At 74.2% G+C, this 17,020-nt stretch carries 17 protein-coding genes and 1 riboswitch; of the genes, 4 read left to right on the forward strand and 13 right to left on the reverse strand.

The features are described from left to right. Positions 1-97 precede the first annotated feature (97 nt). Positions 98-706, forward strand: a complete 609-nt coding sequence (locus tag ACH4K4_RS14715; protein WP_398167475.1) for a uridine kinase — start codon at positions 98-100, stop codon at positions 704-706. Between the two features lie 438 nt (positions 707-1,144). After that, entirely contained in the window at positions 1,145-3,052 is a 1,908-nt protein-coding gene (locus ACH4K4_RS14720; protein WP_398167476.1) for an AAA family ATPase, read from the forward strand. 34 nt (positions 3,053-3,086) lie between these two features. On the opposite strand, the gene ACH4K4_RS14725 is transcribed toward ACH4K4_RS14720, so the two are convergent. The 11 genes from ACH4K4_RS14725 to ribD form a co-directional block, all read right to left on the reverse strand. After that, entirely contained in the window at positions 3,087-3,746 is a 660-nt protein-coding gene (locus tag ACH4K4_RS14725) for a TetR/AcrR family transcriptional regulator C-terminal domain-containing protein (protein ID WP_398167478.1), read from the reverse strand. Continuing rightward, the gene (locus ACH4K4_RS14730) at positions 3,746-4,891 is read right to left on the reverse strand and encodes a hemolysin family protein (protein WP_398167480.1); all 1,146 of its coding nucleotides are present in this window, start codon (positions 4,889-4,891) and stop codon (positions 3,746-3,748) included. Before ACH4K4_RS14730 ends, ACH4K4_RS14725 begins: the two co-directional genes overlap by 1 nt. After that, positions 4,888-6,234 carry a hemolysin family protein gene (locus ACH4K4_RS14735; RefSeq protein WP_398167481.1) on the reverse strand — a complete coding sequence of 449 codons (1,347 nt, stop codon included), beginning with the start codon at positions 6,232-6,234 and terminating at the stop codon, positions 4,888-4,890. Before ACH4K4_RS14735 ends, ACH4K4_RS14730 begins: the two co-directional genes overlap by 4 nt. Positions 6,235-6,463: 229 nt before the next feature. Beyond that, the gene (locus tag ACH4K4_RS14740) at positions 6,464-6,928 is read right to left on the reverse strand and encodes a PH domain-containing protein (RefSeq protein WP_398167483.1); all 465 of its coding nucleotides are present in this window, start codon (positions 6,926-6,928) and stop codon (positions 6,464-6,466) included. A gap of 85 nt (positions 6,929-7,013) precedes the next feature. Then, positions 7,014-7,862 carry an ATP phosphoribosyltransferase gene (gene hisG / locus ACH4K4_RS14745; protein WP_398167484.1) on the reverse strand — a complete coding sequence of 283 codons (849 nt, stop codon included), beginning with the start codon at positions 7,860-7,862 and terminating at the stop codon, positions 7,014-7,016. Between the two features lie 77 nt (positions 7,863-7,939). Next, positions 7,940-8,212 carry a phosphoribosyl-ATP diphosphatase gene (locus ACH4K4_RS14750; RefSeq protein ID WP_365848390.1) on the reverse strand — a complete coding sequence of 91 codons (273 nt, stop codon included), beginning with the start codon at positions 8,210-8,212 and terminating at the stop codon, positions 7,940-7,942. Between the two features lie 35 nt (positions 8,213-8,247). After that, positions 8,248-8,733, reverse strand: a complete 486-nt coding sequence (ribH, locus tag ACH4K4_RS14755) for a 6,7-dimethyl-8-ribityllumazine synthase (protein WP_398167485.1) — start codon at positions 8,731-8,733, stop codon at positions 8,248-8,250. Positions 8,734-8,819: 86 nt separating this feature from the next. Next, entirely contained in the window at positions 8,820-10,121 is a 1,302-nt protein-coding gene (locus ACH4K4_RS14760) for a bifunctional 3,4-dihydroxy-2-butanone-4-phosphate synthase/GTP cyclohydrolase II (RefSeq protein ID WP_398167486.1), read from the reverse strand. Beyond that, entirely contained in the window at positions 10,118-10,771 is a 654-nt protein-coding gene (locus ACH4K4_RS14765; protein ID WP_398167487.1) for a nicotinamide riboside transporter PnuC, read from the reverse strand. Before ACH4K4_RS14765 ends, ACH4K4_RS14760 begins: the two co-directional genes overlap by 4 nt. Continuing rightward, entirely contained in the window at positions 10,768-11,403 is a 636-nt protein-coding gene (locus ACH4K4_RS14770; protein ID WP_398167488.1) for a riboflavin synthase, read from the reverse strand. Before ACH4K4_RS14770 ends, ACH4K4_RS14765 begins: the two co-directional genes overlap by 4 nt. A gap of 1 nt (position 11,404) precedes the next feature. Further along, positions 11,405-12,499 (reverse strand): bifunctional diaminohydroxyphosphoribosylaminopyrimidine deaminase/5-amino-6-(5-phosphoribosylamino)uracil reductase RibD, encoded by a 1,095-nt coding sequence (ribD, locus tag ACH4K4_RS14775; RefSeq protein WP_398168005.1) that lies wholly within the window; start codon positions 12,497-12,499, stop codon positions 11,405-11,407. A gap of 185 nt (positions 12,500-12,684) precedes the next feature. Next, positions 12,685-12,815, reverse strand: a riboswitch (FMN riboswitch). 190 nt (positions 12,816-13,005) lie between these two features. On the opposite strand from ribD, the gene ACH4K4_RS14780 reads away from it, so the two are divergent. Then, positions 13,006-13,788, forward strand: a complete 783-nt coding sequence (locus tag ACH4K4_RS14780) for an SDR family oxidoreductase (protein WP_398167489.1) — start codon at positions 13,006-13,008, stop codon at positions 13,786-13,788. 4 nt (positions 13,789-13,792) lie between these two features. On the opposite strand, the gene ACH4K4_RS14785 is transcribed toward ACH4K4_RS14780, so the two are convergent. Next, entirely contained in the window at positions 13,793-15,058 is a 1,266-nt protein-coding gene (locus ACH4K4_RS14785) for an ROK family transcriptional regulator (protein ID WP_398167490.1), read from the reverse strand. Between the two features lie 95 nt (positions 15,059-15,153). Between ACH4K4_RS14785 and ACH4K4_RS14790 the strand changes: the two genes are divergently transcribed. After that, positions 15,154-16,410, forward strand: coding sequence for an MFS transporter (locus tag ACH4K4_RS14790; protein WP_398167491.1), 1,257 nt, complete (start codon positions 15,154-15,156; stop codon positions 16,408-16,410). A gap of 25 nt (positions 16,411-16,435) precedes the next feature. On the opposite strand, the gene ACH4K4_RS14795 is transcribed toward ACH4K4_RS14790, so the two are convergent. Beyond that, positions 16,436-16,906, reverse strand: coding sequence for an acyl-CoA thioesterase (locus tag ACH4K4_RS14795; RefSeq protein WP_398167492.1), 471 nt, complete (start codon positions 16,904-16,906; stop codon positions 16,436-16,438). Positions 16,907-17,020: the final 114 nt, after the last annotated feature.

Genomic DNA, 17,020 nt, shown 5'->3' on the forward strand with positions numbered 1-17,020 from the left:
TGGCCGCGGTCCCCGGCCCCGTCAGACAGGCAGCAGCGTGAGTCAAGAACCGATCCGGCCGTGGCCGGCCCGTCCGGCGGCGCGGTCCGCGTCACCCGTGTCCGCCCTGGCCGGCCTCGCCGACCGGTTGCGCACGCTGCCCCCGTCCTGTGGTCCCGTGCGGCTGATCGCGGTGGACGGGCACGCCGGGTCCGGCAAGAGCACCTTCGCGCGGCGCCTGGCCGCGGCGCTCGGCGGCGCACCGGTCGTCCATCTGGACGACATCGCCACCCACGACGAGCTGTTCGCCTGGACCGACCGGTTCCGGTCCGAGGTGCTGGAGCCCCTGTCCCGGGGGGAGCGCGCACGGTACCGGGTGTACGACTGGGAGCGCAGGGAGTTCACCACGCGCCGGGAGCTGGCACCGGCGCACGCCGTCATCGTGGAGGGCGTCGGCGCGGGCCGCCGCGCCCTGCGTCCGTACCTGGCGTGTCTGCTGTGGATGGAACTGACGGCCGGTCATTCCTGGGACAGGGGACGGCTCCGGGACGGTCCGGACCTCTCCGCGTTCTGGAATGACTGGATTCCGGCGGAGCGCGCCCATTTCGCGGCGGACCCCTCGCGTCCGCACGCCGGACTGCTGGTACACGCGCTGAGCGAGGGCTACGAGGTGCTGCCGGGGCCTGGCGGTGCGGGTGGTGCGCCCCGGAATCATCACCGTACGTGACGGACCACAGCCGGTACGCAGATCGTCCCCGTGCGGGTACCGCCGACTGCCTCAACTCGGCTTGACCTGGGGGGCGTACAGGACTTACGTTCTCAATGTGCGGTTCTGACGGACCGCCCGCAGACGCGAAGCCCCCGGTTGTTCCCCCGTGATCGGGGGCTTCGTTCTGTGCCGGGCGCTCATCGAGCGCCGCACGGCACCCACCCCCCTCACCCTATGTCACCGCACTCTTCGCGCCGCGGAGCCTCGCCTTCCCTCGTACCGCCCTCTTCGGCCTGCACCGATACCGCAGGTACGATGCGAGTCTGTGCCACCGAAGGACGCACGCGATGAGCCCGGACGGCGAGCAAGTCCCGTCCACAGCACGGCGGTTCGAACACGCTGCGGCCTGGCACTCGCCCGGCGGCACACCACGGGGGACGTTTTGTGGGGGACGTGATGGAATTCGGCACGCAGGGCACACACGCCCCGGCCGAACTCGCCTGGCTGCGCGCGGTAGACGCCTACACCGTAGGCGCGTACCCGCAGGCCGAGGAGGAGTTCCGGGCCGCGGTGCGGATGGATCCGACGATGGCCGACGGATGGCTCGGCCTGCACGCACTGCGTGCGGACACCTCGACCGCGCTGCTGCGCATGCACCGGCACCGCGACCGCTTCGGCGAACAGCGCGCCCGGCACCGGCGCACACTCAATTCCTGGTACTGGCTCGGCTGGTGGGTGCAGCCCGTGCTGGAGACCGGCCGCGACCTGCTGCTGGCGCACGCCTCGCACTGGCTCGACGGCCGCCATGTCGGCGAGCTGGACCAGGCGTTGGCCGGCTGCCCGCCGGTCGACACCGACCCGCAGGTGCGCTTCCTGCACGCCTGCCGCGCCTACCTCGTCAAGGACTGGGACCAGCTCGTACGGCACACCGAACCGCTGCTCGACGACCCGCTGCTCGGCATCGAGTCCGGGCTGTTCGGCGGCATGGCACGGGTGCGCCAGGAGATGTACGGGCAGGCCGAGCCGCTGCTGTCGGCCGCCCTGATGCGCTGCCGCAGCGAGCAGCCGCAGCGCAAGGAGCTGCGGTACTGGCTCGCCCGCGCCCACGAGGGCACCGGCCGCAGCGCGGCCGCGCTGCCGCTGTACCGCTCGGTGCACCGGGTCGACCCGGCGTTCATGGACACCTCGGCGCGGCTCGCGGCCATCGCCGAGGGCGACGGCCTGGAGGAGGGCACGGACCTGGCGGCCGTCTCCGCCGCCGGCTTCGGCCAGGAGGCGGGCGGCGACCTCGATCCGCTGTCCCCGCTCGACCCGGTGGACGGGCGGGAGCTGCTGGCCGCGACCGAGCCGGAGGGCCCGGACGGCGACCTGGCGGGCGGCTCGCCCGGGGACACCGGGCCGGCCGTACGGGAGAAGGCCGCGCCGGGGGGCCGGTGCGGGACCGAGCAGCTGCCCGCGGGGCCTCCCGACCCGGTGCTGCTGGAGAAGGCCCTGGCCGAACTGGAACGCATGGTCGGGCTGGAACCGGTGAAGCGTCAGGTGCGGGCGCTGTCCGCGCAGTTGCGCATGGCCCGGCTGCGGGCGGGCCAGGGCCTGCCGGTGCAGCCGCCGAAACGACACTTCGTGTTCTCGGGCCCCTCCGGCACCGGAAAGACCACCGTGGCCCGGATACTCGGCCGGGTGTTCTACGCTCTCGGGCTGCTCGGCGGCGACCACCTCGTCGAGGCGCAACGCGCCGACCTGGTCGGCGAGTTCCTCGGCCAGACCGCCGTGAAGGCGAACGAGCTGATCGACTCGGCGCTGGGCGGGGTGCTGTTCGTCGACGAGGCGTACAGCCTGTCCAACTCGGCGTACAGCAAGGGCGACGCGTACGGCGACGAGGCCCTGCAGGTCCTCCTCAAGCGCGCCGAGGACAACCGCGACCGCCTCGTCGTCATCCTCGCCGGCTACCCGGAGGGCATGGACCGGCTGCTGGCCGCCAACCCCGGCCTGTCCTCCCGCTTCACCTCGCGCGTCGACTTCCCGAGCTACCGGCCGTCCGAGCTGACGGCCATCGGAGAGGTGCTGGCCGCCGAGAACGGCGACCACTGGGACGAGGAGTCGCTGGAGGAACTGCGCAGCATCAGCTCGCACGTCATCGACCAGGGCTGGATCGACGAACTCGGCAACGGCCGCTTCCTGCGCACCCTGTACGAGAAGAGCTGCGCCTACCGTGACCTGCGGCTGTCCACCTGGGCCTGCACCCCGGACCGGGACGACCTGGCCACCCTGCGGCTGCCCGACCTGATGCAGGCGTACGGCGAGGTCCTGTCCGGCCGCGGCCCGGCCACCGGCCCGGGCCCGGAGAGCCCGCCGCCGCTCTGACGCGCCGGGCGTCCGTCCGGCCGGGCGGACGCTCCTAACGCGGCGCGGCGTCGAAGCCCGCCAGCAGGGCCCGGACGGCGTGGCGGAAGCGCGCCGCGCCGTCGGCCCCGTGGCCGCCCCGGCCGGCCTCCGCGAGCAGCGGGAAGCGGCCGGTGTCCAACTGCGCGAGATACGCGGCCGAGCCGGGCGCCCCCTGCTCGTTCACGCGCGCGGTGGCGGCCTCGGCGGCGGTGTGCCCGACGGCGAACACGGTGAGCGAGGTCAGCACGTCCAGCGCCCGGCCGAGCGGGAAGCCCGCGTCGCGCAGCATCCGCAGGCCGTGTTCCACCGCGTCCAGGGTCTGCGGCGGCACGGCGGGGCGGCTCGTCGCGAGCGGCAGGACGCCGGGGTGGCGCAGCAGGGTCTGCCGGAGGGAGCCGGCGTATTCCTCCAGCGCCGCCCGCCAGCGCCCGCAGTCGGCGGCGAACGGAGCCGCCTGCTCGAACACCCGCTCCACCAGGCCGTCCAGCAACGCGTCCTTGTTCGGGACGTAGTGGTACAGCGTCATGGCCTCGACGCCGAGTTCGGCGCCGAGGCGGCGCATCGAGAGGGCGGCGAGCCCGTCGCGGTCGACCAGCGCGAGCGCCGCGTCCAGCACCCGCCCGCGGCTGAGCCCCGCCCGCTCGCCGCGCGCCCGCTTCCGCCCCTTGGCCATCAGCCCGCCAGCGCCCGGCCTCCCCTGGCCGGGTCCGGTTCGCCGCGCGGGCCGGAGACCCGGTCGCCCGGCGCCTCGGCGGCCCGGCCGCCCACCTGCGCGAGCCGCGGCAGCTCCTGGCGGTGTGCCGGGTCGCGCACCTCACCCACCAGCTTCTCCAGTACGTCCTCCAGCGCGACCAGGCCCAGCACCCGGCCGGACGCGTCGGCCACCGCGGCCAGGTGGGAGGCGGCCCGGCGCATGGCGGTCAGGGCGTCGTCCAAGGGGAGTTCGGCACGCAGCGTCGCCATCGGGTGCCAGATGTGCTGCGGTACCGCGCGGTCGCCCTCCTCCAGATCCAGTACGTCCTTGACGTGCAGGTAGCCCATGTAAGCGCCACCGGGCGCGGACACCGGGAAGCGGGAGTAACCGGTCTTGACGGTCAGCTCCTCGACCTGGCGCGGGGTGACGGCCGGATCGACGGTGACCAGCCCGGCCGGGTCCAGCAGGACGTCGGTGACCGGCCGGCTGCCCAGTTCCAGCGCGTCGGACAGGCGCTCCTGCTCGGCGGGGGCCAGCAGGCCGGCCTGCTTGGAGTCCTCGACGAGGTGGGTGAGCTGCTCGCTGGTGAAGACCGCCTCGACCTCGTCCTTCGGCTCGACGCGGAACAGGCGCAGCACGCCGCGCGCGCAGGCGCCGAGGAGGGCGGTGACCGGGCGGCACAGCCGGGCGAAGGCGACCAGGCCCGGGCTGAACCACAGCGCGGTCTTCTCCGGCGCGGCCATCGCCAGGTTCTTCGGGACCATCTCGCCGATGACCAGGTGGAGGAAGACCACCGCGGCCAGGGCTATGACGTAGCCGAGCGGGTGGATCAGCGGCTCGGGCAGGTGCGCCGCGTGGAAGAGGGGTTCCAGAAGGCGGGCGACGGTCGGTTCGGCGACCGCGCCGAGCGTCAGGGAGCAGACGGTGATGCCGAACTGGGCCGCCGCCATCATCTGCGGCAGGTTCTCCAGGCCGTGCAGGACCTTGCGGGCCCGTTTGGAGCCCGCGGTGGCCAGCGGTTCGATCTGGCTGCGGCGCACCGAGACCAGTGCGAACTCGGCGCCCACGAAGAAGCCGTTGACCAGGACCAGGAAGGCGGCGAAGAGAAGTTGCAGGAAACTCACCGGGACACCTCCGCCATCAGCGGGGCCGGCGCCGCCGCGCTCGTGGTCCGTATGATCCGGACCCGTTCGGCGCGGTGGTGGGAGACCAGCCGCACCCGCAGCCGCCAGCCGTCCAGCTCGGCGGTGTCGCCGGGGGCGGGGACCCGCCCGAGTATGTGGGCCAGCAGGCCCGCCACGGTCTCGTACGGGCCGTCGGGCGCGTCCAGGCCGATCCGCAGCAGGGTGTCCACCCGGCAGCCGCCGTCGGCGTCCCAGGCGGGCCGGCCGTCCTCGGGCGGTGCCTGGGCCAGTTCGGGCAGGTCGATCCGGTCGTGCTCGTCGCGGACCTCGCCGACCAGTTCCTCGACGATGTCCTCCAGGGTGACGACACCGGCCGTGCCGCCGTACTCGTCGACCACCACGGCGATCGGCTGTTCGCTGCGCAGCCGCTCCAGCAGCGGCTGCACCGGCAGCGTCGCGGGGACCAGCAGCGGCGGTACGGCGATCCGGGCGGCCGGGGTGCGCAGCCGCTCGTGCTCGGGCACCGCGAGGGCGTCCTTGAGGTGCACCATGCCCACGACCTCGTCGAGCCGGGTGTGGTAGACGGGGAAGCGGGACAGGCCGGTGGCGCGGGTGAGGTTGAGGACGTCCTCGGCGGTCGCGGACGCCTGCAGGGCGCTGACCCGCACCCGCGGGGTCATCACGTTCTCGGCGGTCAGCCCGCCGAGGGAGAGGGTCCGTACGAACAGGTCGGCGGTGTCCTGCTCGATCGCCCCGGCCAGGGCCGAGTGGCGGGCGAGCGAGACCAGTTCGCCGGGTGTGCGGGCGGAGGCCAGCTCGTCGGTGGGCTCCACGCCCAGGGCCCGTACGAGGCGGTTGGCGACCGTGTTCAGCAGGGAGATCACCGGGCGGAAGAAGCGGGAGAAGGCGCCCTGCGGGCCCGCGACGAAGCGGGCGACCCGGAGCGGCCTGGACACCGCCCAGTTCTTGGGCACCAGCTCACCGAGGACCATCTGCACGGCGGACGCCAGCAGCATGCCGATCACGACGGCGATACCGGGCACGGCGCCGGCCGGCAGCCCGGTGTCGGCCAGCGGCCCGGACAGCAGGTGGGCCAGGGCGGGCTCGGCGAGCATGCCGACCACCAGGGAGGTGATGGTGATGCCGAGCTGGGTGCCGGAGAGCTGGAAGGAGAGTTCGCGCAGGGCGCCGACGACGGTGCGGGCGCGCCGGTCGCCTTCCTGCGCGGCCCGTTCGGCCTCGGCCTTCTCCACGGTCACCAGGCCGAATTCGGCGGCGACGAAGAAGCCGTTGGCGAGGATCAGGACGAGTGCCGCCGCGAGCAGCAGCAGACTGGCGGTCATGCCGCCGTCTCCGGGAAGCGGGGGAACTCCCGTGGATGCGGGGGTTCCGGTGGAGGGGCGGCGCAGGTACTACCGGACGATCCGTCCATTGCTGGAGGGAGTCACTCCTCAGGTCGCAGTGGCCCGCTGACGGGGCGGGGCGCGGTGCGCGCCCTGGGCACCAGGGTAATCAGCAGGGCGGGGATGCGGGCAGGGTCGGCGCCGGTGTCCTGGACGGGCGCGCGGGTTCTCAGCGGTCCGAGTGGCCGCCGGAGCCGTGCTCCTCGGCGAGGGCATGCAGGGTGCGGGCGTCCCGGATGGCCTGGTCGCGGGCGATGCCGGGCTGGATGCCCATCGCCGGGAGGCTGGTGCCGTCCGCGAGGTCGAGGTGGACCCACGGGTCGCCCTGGCGGAGGTTGACGCGCAGCACCTGGGCCCAGGCCAGCTCGCGCTTGGTGGTCAGGTTGACGACCGTGATGCCCTCCTGGCGGGCGACCACCTTGGGGCGGGCGAGCAGCAGGAGCACGCCGAGCACGATCAGCCCGGTGAACACGAAGCTGGTCCGCTCGCCGCCGCTCAGCTTCGGCAGCAGCACGGCGATCACCGTCAGGACGGCGAGCTGGGCGATGCCGACGCCGTACAGGACGGCCCGGGTGCGGGCCGGCCGGAAGGTCACCGGGAGGGCGGGCAGGGGCGCGGATGCGGGCGCGGACACGTCGCTGGGCTCTTTCGTACGGGCCGCCGGCGCGGGCCGGGGGCGGGTGTGGCCGCCGCCCGTCGGCGGCGGCCGGATCGCCGGGTCAGAGGCGGCAGGCGTGGATGCCGGTGGTCAGGATGGCGCGGGCGCCCAGCTCGTACAGCTCGTCCATGATGCGCTGGGCGTCCTTGGAGGGGACCATCGAGCGGACCGCGACCCAGCCCTCGTGGTGCAGCGGGGAGACGGTCGGCGACTCCAGGCCCGGGGTGAGGGCGACGGCCTTCTCGACGTGCTCCACGCGGATGTCGTAGTCCATCATCACGTAGCGCCGGGCGACCAGGACGCCCTGCATGCGGCGCAGGAACTGGCGGACCTTCGGGTCGTCCCCGGGGGCGCCCTTGCCGCGGATGACGACCGCCTCGGACTTCAGGATCGGCTCGCCGATGATCTCCAGCCCGGCGTTGCGCAGGGTGGTGCCGGTCTCCACGACGTCGGCGATGATCTCGGCGACGCCCAGCTGGATGGCGGTCTCCACGGCGCCGTCCAGGTGGACGACGGAGGCGTTCACGCCGTTGTCGGCGAGGTGCTGGGTGACCAGCCCGGAGAAGGAGGTGGCGACCGTCATGCCGCCGAAGTCGGTGACCTCCTTGGCCGTGCCGGGGCGGGTGGCGTAGCGGAAGGTCGAGCCGGCGAAGCCGAGCTGCATGATCTCCTCGGCCTGCGCGCCGGAGTCCAGCAGCAGGTCGCGGCCGGTGATGCCGATGTCCAGCTTGCCGGAGCCGACGTACACCGCGATGTCGCGCGGGCGCAGGAAGAAGAACTCGACCTCGTTCTCCGCGTCGACCAGGACCAGTTCCCTGCGGTCCTTGCGCTGGCGGTAGCCGGCCTCATGGAGCATCGCCGACGCAGGCTCGGACAGTGAACCCTTGTTCGGGACGGCGATGCGCAGCATGAGAGCGACTTCCTTTGTGCGAGAGAGGGGGGAGGGGAAATGGGGTGGTGCGGTCGTACGGGGGGCCGGGCGACGGCTCAGAGATGGGCGTACACGTCGTCCAGGGAGATGCCCTTGGCGACCATCATCACCTGAAGGTGGTACAGGAGCTGGGAGATCTCCTCCGCGGCGGCCTCGTCGGACTCGTACTCCGCGGCCATCCAGACCTCGGCGGCCTCTTCGACGACCTTCTTGCCGATCGCATGGACGCCGGACTGGACCAGTTCGGCGGTGCGGGAGGTGGCGGGGTCGCCGGTGGCGGCCTTCTGCTGGAGCTCGGCGAAGAGCTCCTCGAACGTCTTCTTGGACATGATGTGCCCCACCCTACGCGGTCGCCCGGCTCCGCTCAGCGCCAGGGCTCGGCGACGGTGCGCAGCGTCGCGGCGGTGGCGACGGCCGCGGTCACCGCCTCGTGGCCCTTGTCCTCGGTGGAGCCGAAGATCCCGGCCCGGTCCAGGGCCTGCTCCTCGGTGTCGCAGGTCAGCACGCCGAACCCGATGGGTACCCCGGTGTCCACGCTGACCTGCGTCAGGCCCTGGGTGACGCCCTGGCACACGTAGTCGAAGTGCGGGGTGCCGCCGCGGATAACGACGCCGAGCGCCACGATCGCGTCGTAGCCGCGGCCCGCCAGGACCTTGGCGACCACCGGCAGCTCGAAGCTGCCCGGCACGCGCAGCAGCGTCGGCTCGTCGATGCCCAGTTCGGACAGGGCGCGCAGGGCGCCGTCCACGAGGCCGTCCATCACCTTCTCGTGCCACTGGGCCGCGATGACGGCCACCCGCAGGTCGCCACAGTTCTTCACGGTCAGTTCGGGTGCGCCCTTGCCGCTCACGGTTCTCCTCGGGGTCTCGTGCTCGTGTACGTACGGGGTGGGGCGGCCGGGGAGCCGGCCGTGGCCCTACCGGTACCGACCGGTCCTTACTGGTTGCCGCAGGCCGACGCGCGCTCCGCGTCGAGCCAGGGCAGGTCGTGCCCCATCCGGTCCCGCTTGGTGCGCAGGTACCGCAGGTTGTGCTCGCCCGCCTGTACGGGCATCGGCTCCCGGCCGATGACCTTGAGGCCGTGCCGGACCAGCGCCTCGGTCTTCTCCGGGTTGTTGGTCATCAGGCGCAGCGACCGTACGCCGAGATCGGCCAGCACCTGGGCGCCGGCGCCGTAGTCGCGGGCGTCGGCGGGCAGGCCCAGTTCCAGGTTGGCGTCCAGGGTGTCGCGGCCGCGCTCCTGGAGCTCGTAGGCGCGCAGCTTGGACATCAGGCCGATACCGCGCCCCTCGTGGCCGCGCAGGTAGATCACCACGCCGCGGCCCGCCTCCGAGACCCGCCGCAGCGACTCCTCCAGCTGGGGGCCGCAGTCGCAGCGCAGCGAGTGGAAGATGTCGCCGGTCAGGCACTCGGAGTGGACCCGCACGAGGACGTCCTCGCCGTCGCCGATCTCGCCCGCCACCAGCGCGATGTGCTCGACGCCGTCGACGGTGGAGCGGTAGCCGTACGCGGTGAACTCGCCGTGCCGGGTCGGCAGCCGGGTCTCCGCCTCGCGCCGCACGGTGGGCTCGGAGCTCAGGCGGTAGGCGATCAGGTCCTCGATGGAGATGATCGACAGGCCGTGCTTGCGGGCGAACGGGACCAGCTCGGGCAGCCGCAGCATCGTGCCGTCCTCGCCGGCGATCTCGACGATGGCGGCGGCGGGGCGCAGCCCGGCCAGCCTGGCCAGGTCGACGCCCGCCTCGGTGTGGCCGTTGCGCACCAGCACGCCGCCCTCGCGGGCGCGCAGCGGGAAGACGTGCCCCGGGCGCACGAAGTCGCCGGGGGCGGCCTCGCCGGAGGCGAGCAGGCGCAGGGTGGTGGCGCGGTCGGCGGCCGAGATGCCGGTGCTGACGCCGTGCGCCGCGGTGGCGTCGACGGAGACGGTGAACGCGGTGCGCATCGACTCGGTGTTGTGCTCGACCATCTGCGGCAGGGCGAGGCGGTCCAGCTCGGCGCCCTCCATGGGGGCGCAGATCAGGCCGCGGCACTCGCTCATCATGAAGGCGAGGATTTCCGGCGTGGCCCGTTCGGCGGCGACGACGAGGTCGCCCTCGTTCTCCCGGTTCTCGTCGTCGACGACCACGACCGGGCGCCCGGCGGCGATGTCGGCGATGGCCTGCTCGACGGGGTCCAGGACCAGGACGGGCTCGCGGCCCCCGGTCTCCTCAGGGTCGTACCAGCTCTGCAGTGCGGTCATGCCGCCGCTCCTTCCAGGACGGGCTGCGGATTCGTGCGGGAGCGCAGCCACCAGTCGCGCAGGCCCCACAGGACGAGGCCGAGGTAGACGACGTAGACCAGGCCGGAGAAGGCCAGGCCGCTGCTGAAGGCGAGGGGGACGCCGACGAGGTCGACGAGCAGCCAGGCGAACCAGAACTCGACCAGGCCGCGGGCCTGGGCGACCATCGCCGCCAGGGTGCCGACGAAGATGTACGCGTCGGGCCAGGGGTTCCAGGACAGCTGCGGCACGAGGGCGAACAGCGAGCCGACGGCGACGGTGCCCGCGGCGGTGCCGGCGGCGAGCAGGCCGCGCTCGCGCCAGGTGGCGAAGCGGACGGCGATGGAGCCGTCCTGCGCCTGCTGCCGGCCGCGCTGCCACTGCCGCCAGCCCCACAGCGCCACGCCGATGACCAGGAGCTGCTTGCCGACGCCGCCGCTGAGGTGGGCGTAGGCGTACGCGGAGACCAGGACGAGGCCGGAGAGGAACTGGGCGGGCCAGGTCCAGATGGAGCGGCGCCAGCCGAAGGCCAGGGCGGCCAGGCCGACGGTGTTGCCGATCATGTCGGACCAGATGACGTGCTGGCCGAGGACGGCGAACGCCTCGCCGTTCAGCCAGCCGAGGACGTTCACCGCAGGCTCTCTTCCACGGCCGCGGCGGCCGTCGTCGTGCCCTGCCCCTGGCCGAGGAGCCGTTCGACGTACTTCGCGAGCACGTCGACCTCCAGGTTGACCGGATCGCCGGGCTGTTTGATCCCGAGGGTGGTCAGGCCGAGGGTGGTGGGGATCAGGCTGACGGTGAAGTGGTCGTCCGCCGCCTCGACGACGGTGAGGCTGACGCCGTCGACGGTGATGGAGCCCTTCTCCACGACGTAGCGGGCGAGCCCGGCGGGCAGGGTGATCTCGACGATCTCCCAGTTCTCGCCGGGGGTGCGCGCGGCGATGGTGCCGGTGCCGTCCACGTGGCCCTGGACGAGGTGGCCGCCGAGGCGTCCGCCGAGGGCCATCGGGCGTTCCAGGTTGACGCGCGAGCCGGCGGCCAGGGCGCCCAGGCTGGAGCGGTGCAGCGTTTCGGCCATCACGTCGGCGGTGAACGTGCCGTCCCGGGTGTCCACGACGGTCAGGCAGACACCGTTGACGGCGATCGAGTCGCCGTGCTTGGCGCCCTCGGTCACCAGGGGGCCGCGCAGGGTGAACCGGGAGCTGTCGCCGAGGTTCTCGACGGCGGCGACCTCGCCCAGTTCTTCGACGATTCCGGTGAACACGTCAGTTCTCCTCGTTCGGGGCGTGACGGGTCGGGGTGGCGGTGATACGCAGGTCGGGGCCGAGCCGGACGGTGTCGGTCACATCGAGGCGCAACGCTTCGGCGATCGTGCCGATTCCGGCGTCGCCGAGGGCGGCCGGGCCGGCGCCGAGCAGGACGGGCGCGAGGTAGCCGACGACCTTGTCGACGGCGTGCGCGGCGAGGAAGGACCCGGCCAGGGTCGGGCCGCCTTCCAGGAGCACGGAGCGCACATCGCGCTCGTACAGGGCCTTGAGCAGGGCGGGGATGTGCAGCCCGGTGCCGGTGGTGCTGCGCGGCAGCCGGACGATCGGGGCGAGCCCTTCGAGGTGGCCGGCGTCCGCGTCGTCGGCGACCGCGATCAGGGTGGGCGCGGTGCCGTCCAGGACGCGGGCGCCGGGCTTGACGACGGCGGCGCCGGTGTCGATCACGACCCGCAGCGGCTGGCTGACCTCGGCGTCGGCCAGGCCCGCGAGCCGGGCGCCCAGGTGCGGGTCGTCCGCGCGGGCGGTGCCGGAGCCGACGATGACGGCGTCGGCCCGGGCGCGCAGCCGGTGGACGTCGGCGCGGGACTCGGCGGAGGTGATCCAGCGGCTGGTGCCGTCGGCGGCGGCGATCCGGCCGTCGAGCGTGGCGGCGTACTTCCACAGGACGAAGGGGCGGCGGCGCAGTACGGCGGTCAGCCATGCCTCGTTGCCCGCGGCGGCCTCGTCGGCGAGCAGGCCGCCCTCCACCTCGATCCCGGCCTCGGCCAGGGTGGCGGAGCCGCCGGTGGCGGCGGGGTTCGGGTCGGGTACGGCGTAGTGGACGCGGGCGATTCCGGCGTCGATGAGGGCCTGGGCACAGGGGCCGGTGCGGCCGGTGTGGTTGCAGGGCTCCAGGGTGATGTACGCGGTGCCGCCGCGGGCCCGGTCCCCGGCCGCGCGCAGCGCGTTGACCTCGGCGTGCGGGCCGCCGGCCCGCTCGTGCCAGCCCTCCCCCACGACGTTTCCGCGGGCGTCCGTGACGACGCAGCCGACGACGGGATTGGGACTGGTGTGCCCGAGGCCGCGGGCGGCAAGCTCGATGGCTCGGCGCATCGCCGCGGTCCGCGCGGGGTCTGGGGTGGCCACCGGGTCCTCCTGCCTCTCAGGGCACGGACTCCGGGGCTGTCACGACGACAGGAAAAACGGGAACGGGACGACGACACACCGAGGCCGGAAAGAGAGACCGCCCCCATGAACGCGAGGACGACCGCCGGCGGCGGCGTACCGATGCTCGCCCGCCGCGCACTGCCTCCCATCCGGACTTTAACCGTCGGTGCAGGAATTCCACCTGCTCAACCGGCCGCTGGCGGCGGACGGGTCGCGGACTATTACCGCCGGTTCGGACTTTCACCGACCCCGGAGTGCGCTGCGTATGTCATTTCAGTACGGCTTCAGTCTGCCACGTCTGATCGTCGGCCGGGCGGGCGGCGGGCTGTGGGCTGCCTCACAGAACGCGCCCGCGCTGTCACACTCCGGGCCGCCGCCCCGTCCCGGCGGTGACCCACCGCGCCGGACACGCGCGCACGGCCTCCATCCCCTACTCCCGAGGACTGATCTCGATGACGACGATTCTGGTGACCGGCGGCACGGGCACGCTCGGCCGGGCCCTGGTCCCCCGGCTGCTCGAAGCGGGCCACGACGTACGCACCCTCAGCCGCCGCCCGCACACCGGCACCGAACGGCCGCGGCTGACCTCGTACGCGGTCGACCTGCGCGACGGCACCGGGCTGGCCGAAGCGGTGGCGGGCGTCGACACGGTCGTGCACTGCGCCTCGGCGCCGAAGGGCGACACCGAGGCGGCCGGGCAGCTCGTCGAGGCGGCGCGGGCGGCCGGGGTACGGCACCTGGTCTACATCTCCATCGTCGGCGTGGACCGCGTCCCGCTGGGCTACTACCGGACGAAGCACGAGGTGGAGCGGCTGGTCGCGGAGTCCGGGCTCGGCTGGACCGTGCTGCGCACCACCCAGTTCCACGACCTGGTACTGCGGCTGGTCAAGGCCGGGGCACGGTTGCCCGTGGTGCCGGTGCCCTCCGGAATCCGGCTCCAGCCGGTCGACGTGCGCGAGGTCGCCGACCGGCTGGCCGAGCTGGCGTCCGGCGAACCGGCGGGCCGGGTGGCGGACATGGGCGGCCCCGAGGTGCTCGCCGCCCGCGACCTCGTACGGGAGACGCTGCGCGCCGGCGGGCGGCGGCGGTTGCTCGTACCGCTGTGGCTGCCGGGCAAGACGTTCGGCGCGCTGCGGCGGGGCGAGAACGTGACACCGCGGCACGCGGACGGCACGGCGCGCTACGCCGACTTCCTCGCGAAGCGGAGCGGCGGCAAGGCGGCGGCCGCGCGGTAGGCGCTCAGGCGGCGGGCCCGAACAGGTCGTGCTGCGCGGCGTCCATGGCGGCGAGCACCGCGCCGCGCAGGACGGCCCGGCCGCCGACCGCGCCCGCGCGTACCTCGGTGCGCAGCGGCGACATCCGCGCGAGATGCCCGGCGACCCGCCCGGCCAGCGCGTCGCCGCCCGCGCGGCCCGTCTCGCCGCCGAGGACGACGCAGCCGGGGTCCAGTACGGCGCACACGGCCGCCGCGCCGATCGCGACACGGGCGGCCAGCGCGTCGAGGAAGGGGGCGCCGGCACCGCCCGCGCGGACGGCGGCGCGCACCAGCGCCTCGGCGGCGGGCGCGGCGCCGCCGTCCGGCCCGGCGGCGCCGGGCGTGTCCGCGCGGATGCCGTGCTCGGCGGCGAGCGCGCAGACCGCGGCGGAGCCCGCCAGCGAGTGGAAGCCGCCGTCGCAGCCCGCGGCCGTGGGCAGCGCGCCGGTGCCCGGTACGGGCAGGAAGCCGATCTCGCCGGTGCCGCCCGAGGCGCCGCGGCGCAGCCGGCCGTCCAGGACGACGGCGGCGCCGGTGCCGTGGCCGAGCCAGAGCAGGACGTAGGTGCCGCGGTCCCGCGCCGCGCCGTCGCGCTGTTCCGCGATGGCGGCGAGGTTGACCTCGTTCTCCAGCAGGACCGGCGCGGCGGGCCGGTCGCCGAGCGCCGTCACCAGCGCGGCGTGCCAGGCGGGCACCCATTCGGTGCCGCCGAACCGGCCGGTGGCCGGGTCGACCAGGCCCGGGGCGCCGACGGCGACGACGTGCGGCCGTCCGGCGCCGGCCTCGCCGAGCAGCTTCTCCAGGACGGCGACGTTGTTGGCGGCCGCCCGGTCGGGGGCCGTGCCGGGGCCCACCGGGACGGTGGCCTCGGCGAGCACGCGGCCGAGCAGGTCGGCGACCGCGACGGTGGCGCCGTGGGTACGCAGGTCCACCGCGGCGAGGTGGGCCCGGTCGGCGACGATCGCGTACAGCCGGGCGTTGGGCCCGCGCCGCCGGGCGCCGGACTCGCCGACCACCGCGATCAGCCCGGCGGCCCTCAGGCGTTCGACGAGGTCGGCGACGGTCGGCCGGGACAGCCCCGTGCCTGCCTTCAGCTCACCCGCCGTCAGCGGCCCCTGGGTCAGGAGGAGTTGCAGGGCCAGGCGGTCGTTGATGGCCCGCGCGGTGCTCGGTGAGGCGGTGCGCGGGGTGGCGCGCGCGGTGGTCGGTGCGGCGGTACGGCCGGGGGCGGCTCCGCGCGTCTCTTCCATGACCGGATCCTTCCAGCCCCCTGGTCCGGGGGTCGCGACGGTACGGCTCGGCAACTCCTCTTATTATCAGGCAGGCTTCCTGATAATTTGACGCCATGGCTGGCACAGGCGTCCCCGACGCGGCTCCCCCACCGTCGCAACCACCTCCCGCACCCCGCTTCACCCCGGCCCGGCTGCGCCGCGCCCGCTGGTCCGTCGCCGCGGTCTTCCTCGTCCACGGCTCGGTGACCGGCGGCTTCGCCACCCGCGTCCCCTGGATCCAGGACCACGCGCACCTCGGCGCCGGACAGCTCGGCCTCGCCCTCGCCTTCCCCGCGATCGGCGCCTCGCTCGCCATGCCGCTGGCCGGCCGGATCAGCCACCGCCTCGGCGCCCGCACCGCCCTGCGCCTGCTGCTCGCCCTGTGGACCCTCTCGCTCGCTCTGCCCGCCCTCTCCCCCAACCTGTACGGGCTGTGCGGCGCCCTGCTGGCGTACGGCGCCACCTCGGGCATGGCGGACGTGGCGATGAACGCGCTCGGCGTGGAGACCGAGGACCGGCTCGGCAAGCCGATCATGTCGGGCCTGCACGGCATGTGGAGCGTGGGCGCCCTGCTCGGCTCGGCGGCCGGCACCGCGGCCGCGCACGCCGCCACCGACGCCAGGATCCACCTGGCCGTCGCCGCCGTGGTGTCGACCGTCCTGGGCGCCATCGCCTGCCAGGGCGTGCTGGACCTGCGCAGCACACCCGGCGAACACCCGCCGCCGCGCTTCGCGCTGCCCCCGAAGTCCGCGCTGGTCATCGGCGCGGTCGGGTTCTGCGCGGTCTTCGCGGAGGGCGCCAGCCTGGACTGGTCGGCGGTCTACCTGCGCGACGCGCTGGGCACCGACGCGGGCCTGGCGGCCGCCTCGACCACGGCCTTCTCGTGCACCATGGCGGTCGCCCGGCTGGCGGGCGACCGGGTGGTGGCCCGCTTCGGGCCGGTGCGCACCGTGCGGGCGAGCGGGCTGCTGGCGACGGCCGGCGGCGTCCTGATCGTGTCGGCCCGGCATCCGGCCATGGCGCTGGCGGGGTTCGCGCTGATCGGGCTGGGCATCGCCGTGGTGGTGCCGCTGGCGTTCGCGGCGGCGGGGCGCAGCGGCCCGGCGCCCAGCCAGGCCATCGCGGGCGTCGCCACCATCACGTACACCTCGGGGCTGATCGCCCCGTCCGCCATCGGCTCGATCGCCCAGGCCACCTCGCTGACCGGCTCGTTCGTCCTGGTGACGGTGCTGGCCTGCGGACTGGTCCTGGGCGCCGGGGTGCTGCGGGTGCCGGGCCGCGGCGCCACCGGGCGCGACTGCGTACCGGCCGCCGGCCTGGAGCGCTCCTGAACCCGGGCGCCCGCGAGCGGACCGCTCAGGCGGACCGCGCCTCCGGGCGCAGCAGCTCGGCCGCTATCTCACGGGCCTGGTCGGACCAGGGCGCGGGCCGCAGCGCCCGCGGGTCGACGCGCACCAGCACGCGGTGGCCGCGCGCGTAGGTCTGCTCGCCGTCGGCGGAGCAGATCCGGAAGCCGTACGTCAGGGAGGTGCGGCCCAGCTTCTCGACCCACAGGTGGGCGGCGTAGTACCCGGGCCGGGTGACCGGCTGCTCGTAGGAGACCTTCATCTCCTTGATGACGTTGCACATGTCGCCGGCCGCCGCCCAGTCGCCGTCGAAGCCGAAGCCGCGGCCGTGCCAGAACTCGGCCCAGGCGCGCTCGGCCAGCAGCGGGTAGCGCGAGTTGTGCAGCATGCCGAGTGCGTCGAGGTCGTCGAAGTGCACGGTGACGGGGACCAGCTGTCCGTAGGGGACGGCGGGGGCGGCCTCAAGGGCTTCGACGCTCACGGGTTGGTGCTCCTGGTTCTGTGCTGTTGACTGTTCAAGGAATGAATCCAGCCATCGTAAGCGGCTGCTTAGAATGCTCCGGCCGCGGGGGCGCGCGGCACCGTGCCACAGGCC

This window comes from Streptomyces sp. NPDC017529 (genome assembly GCF_044329785.1).
Classification (GTDB): Bacteria; Actinomycetota; Actinomycetes; order Streptomycetales; family Streptomycetaceae; genus Streptomyces.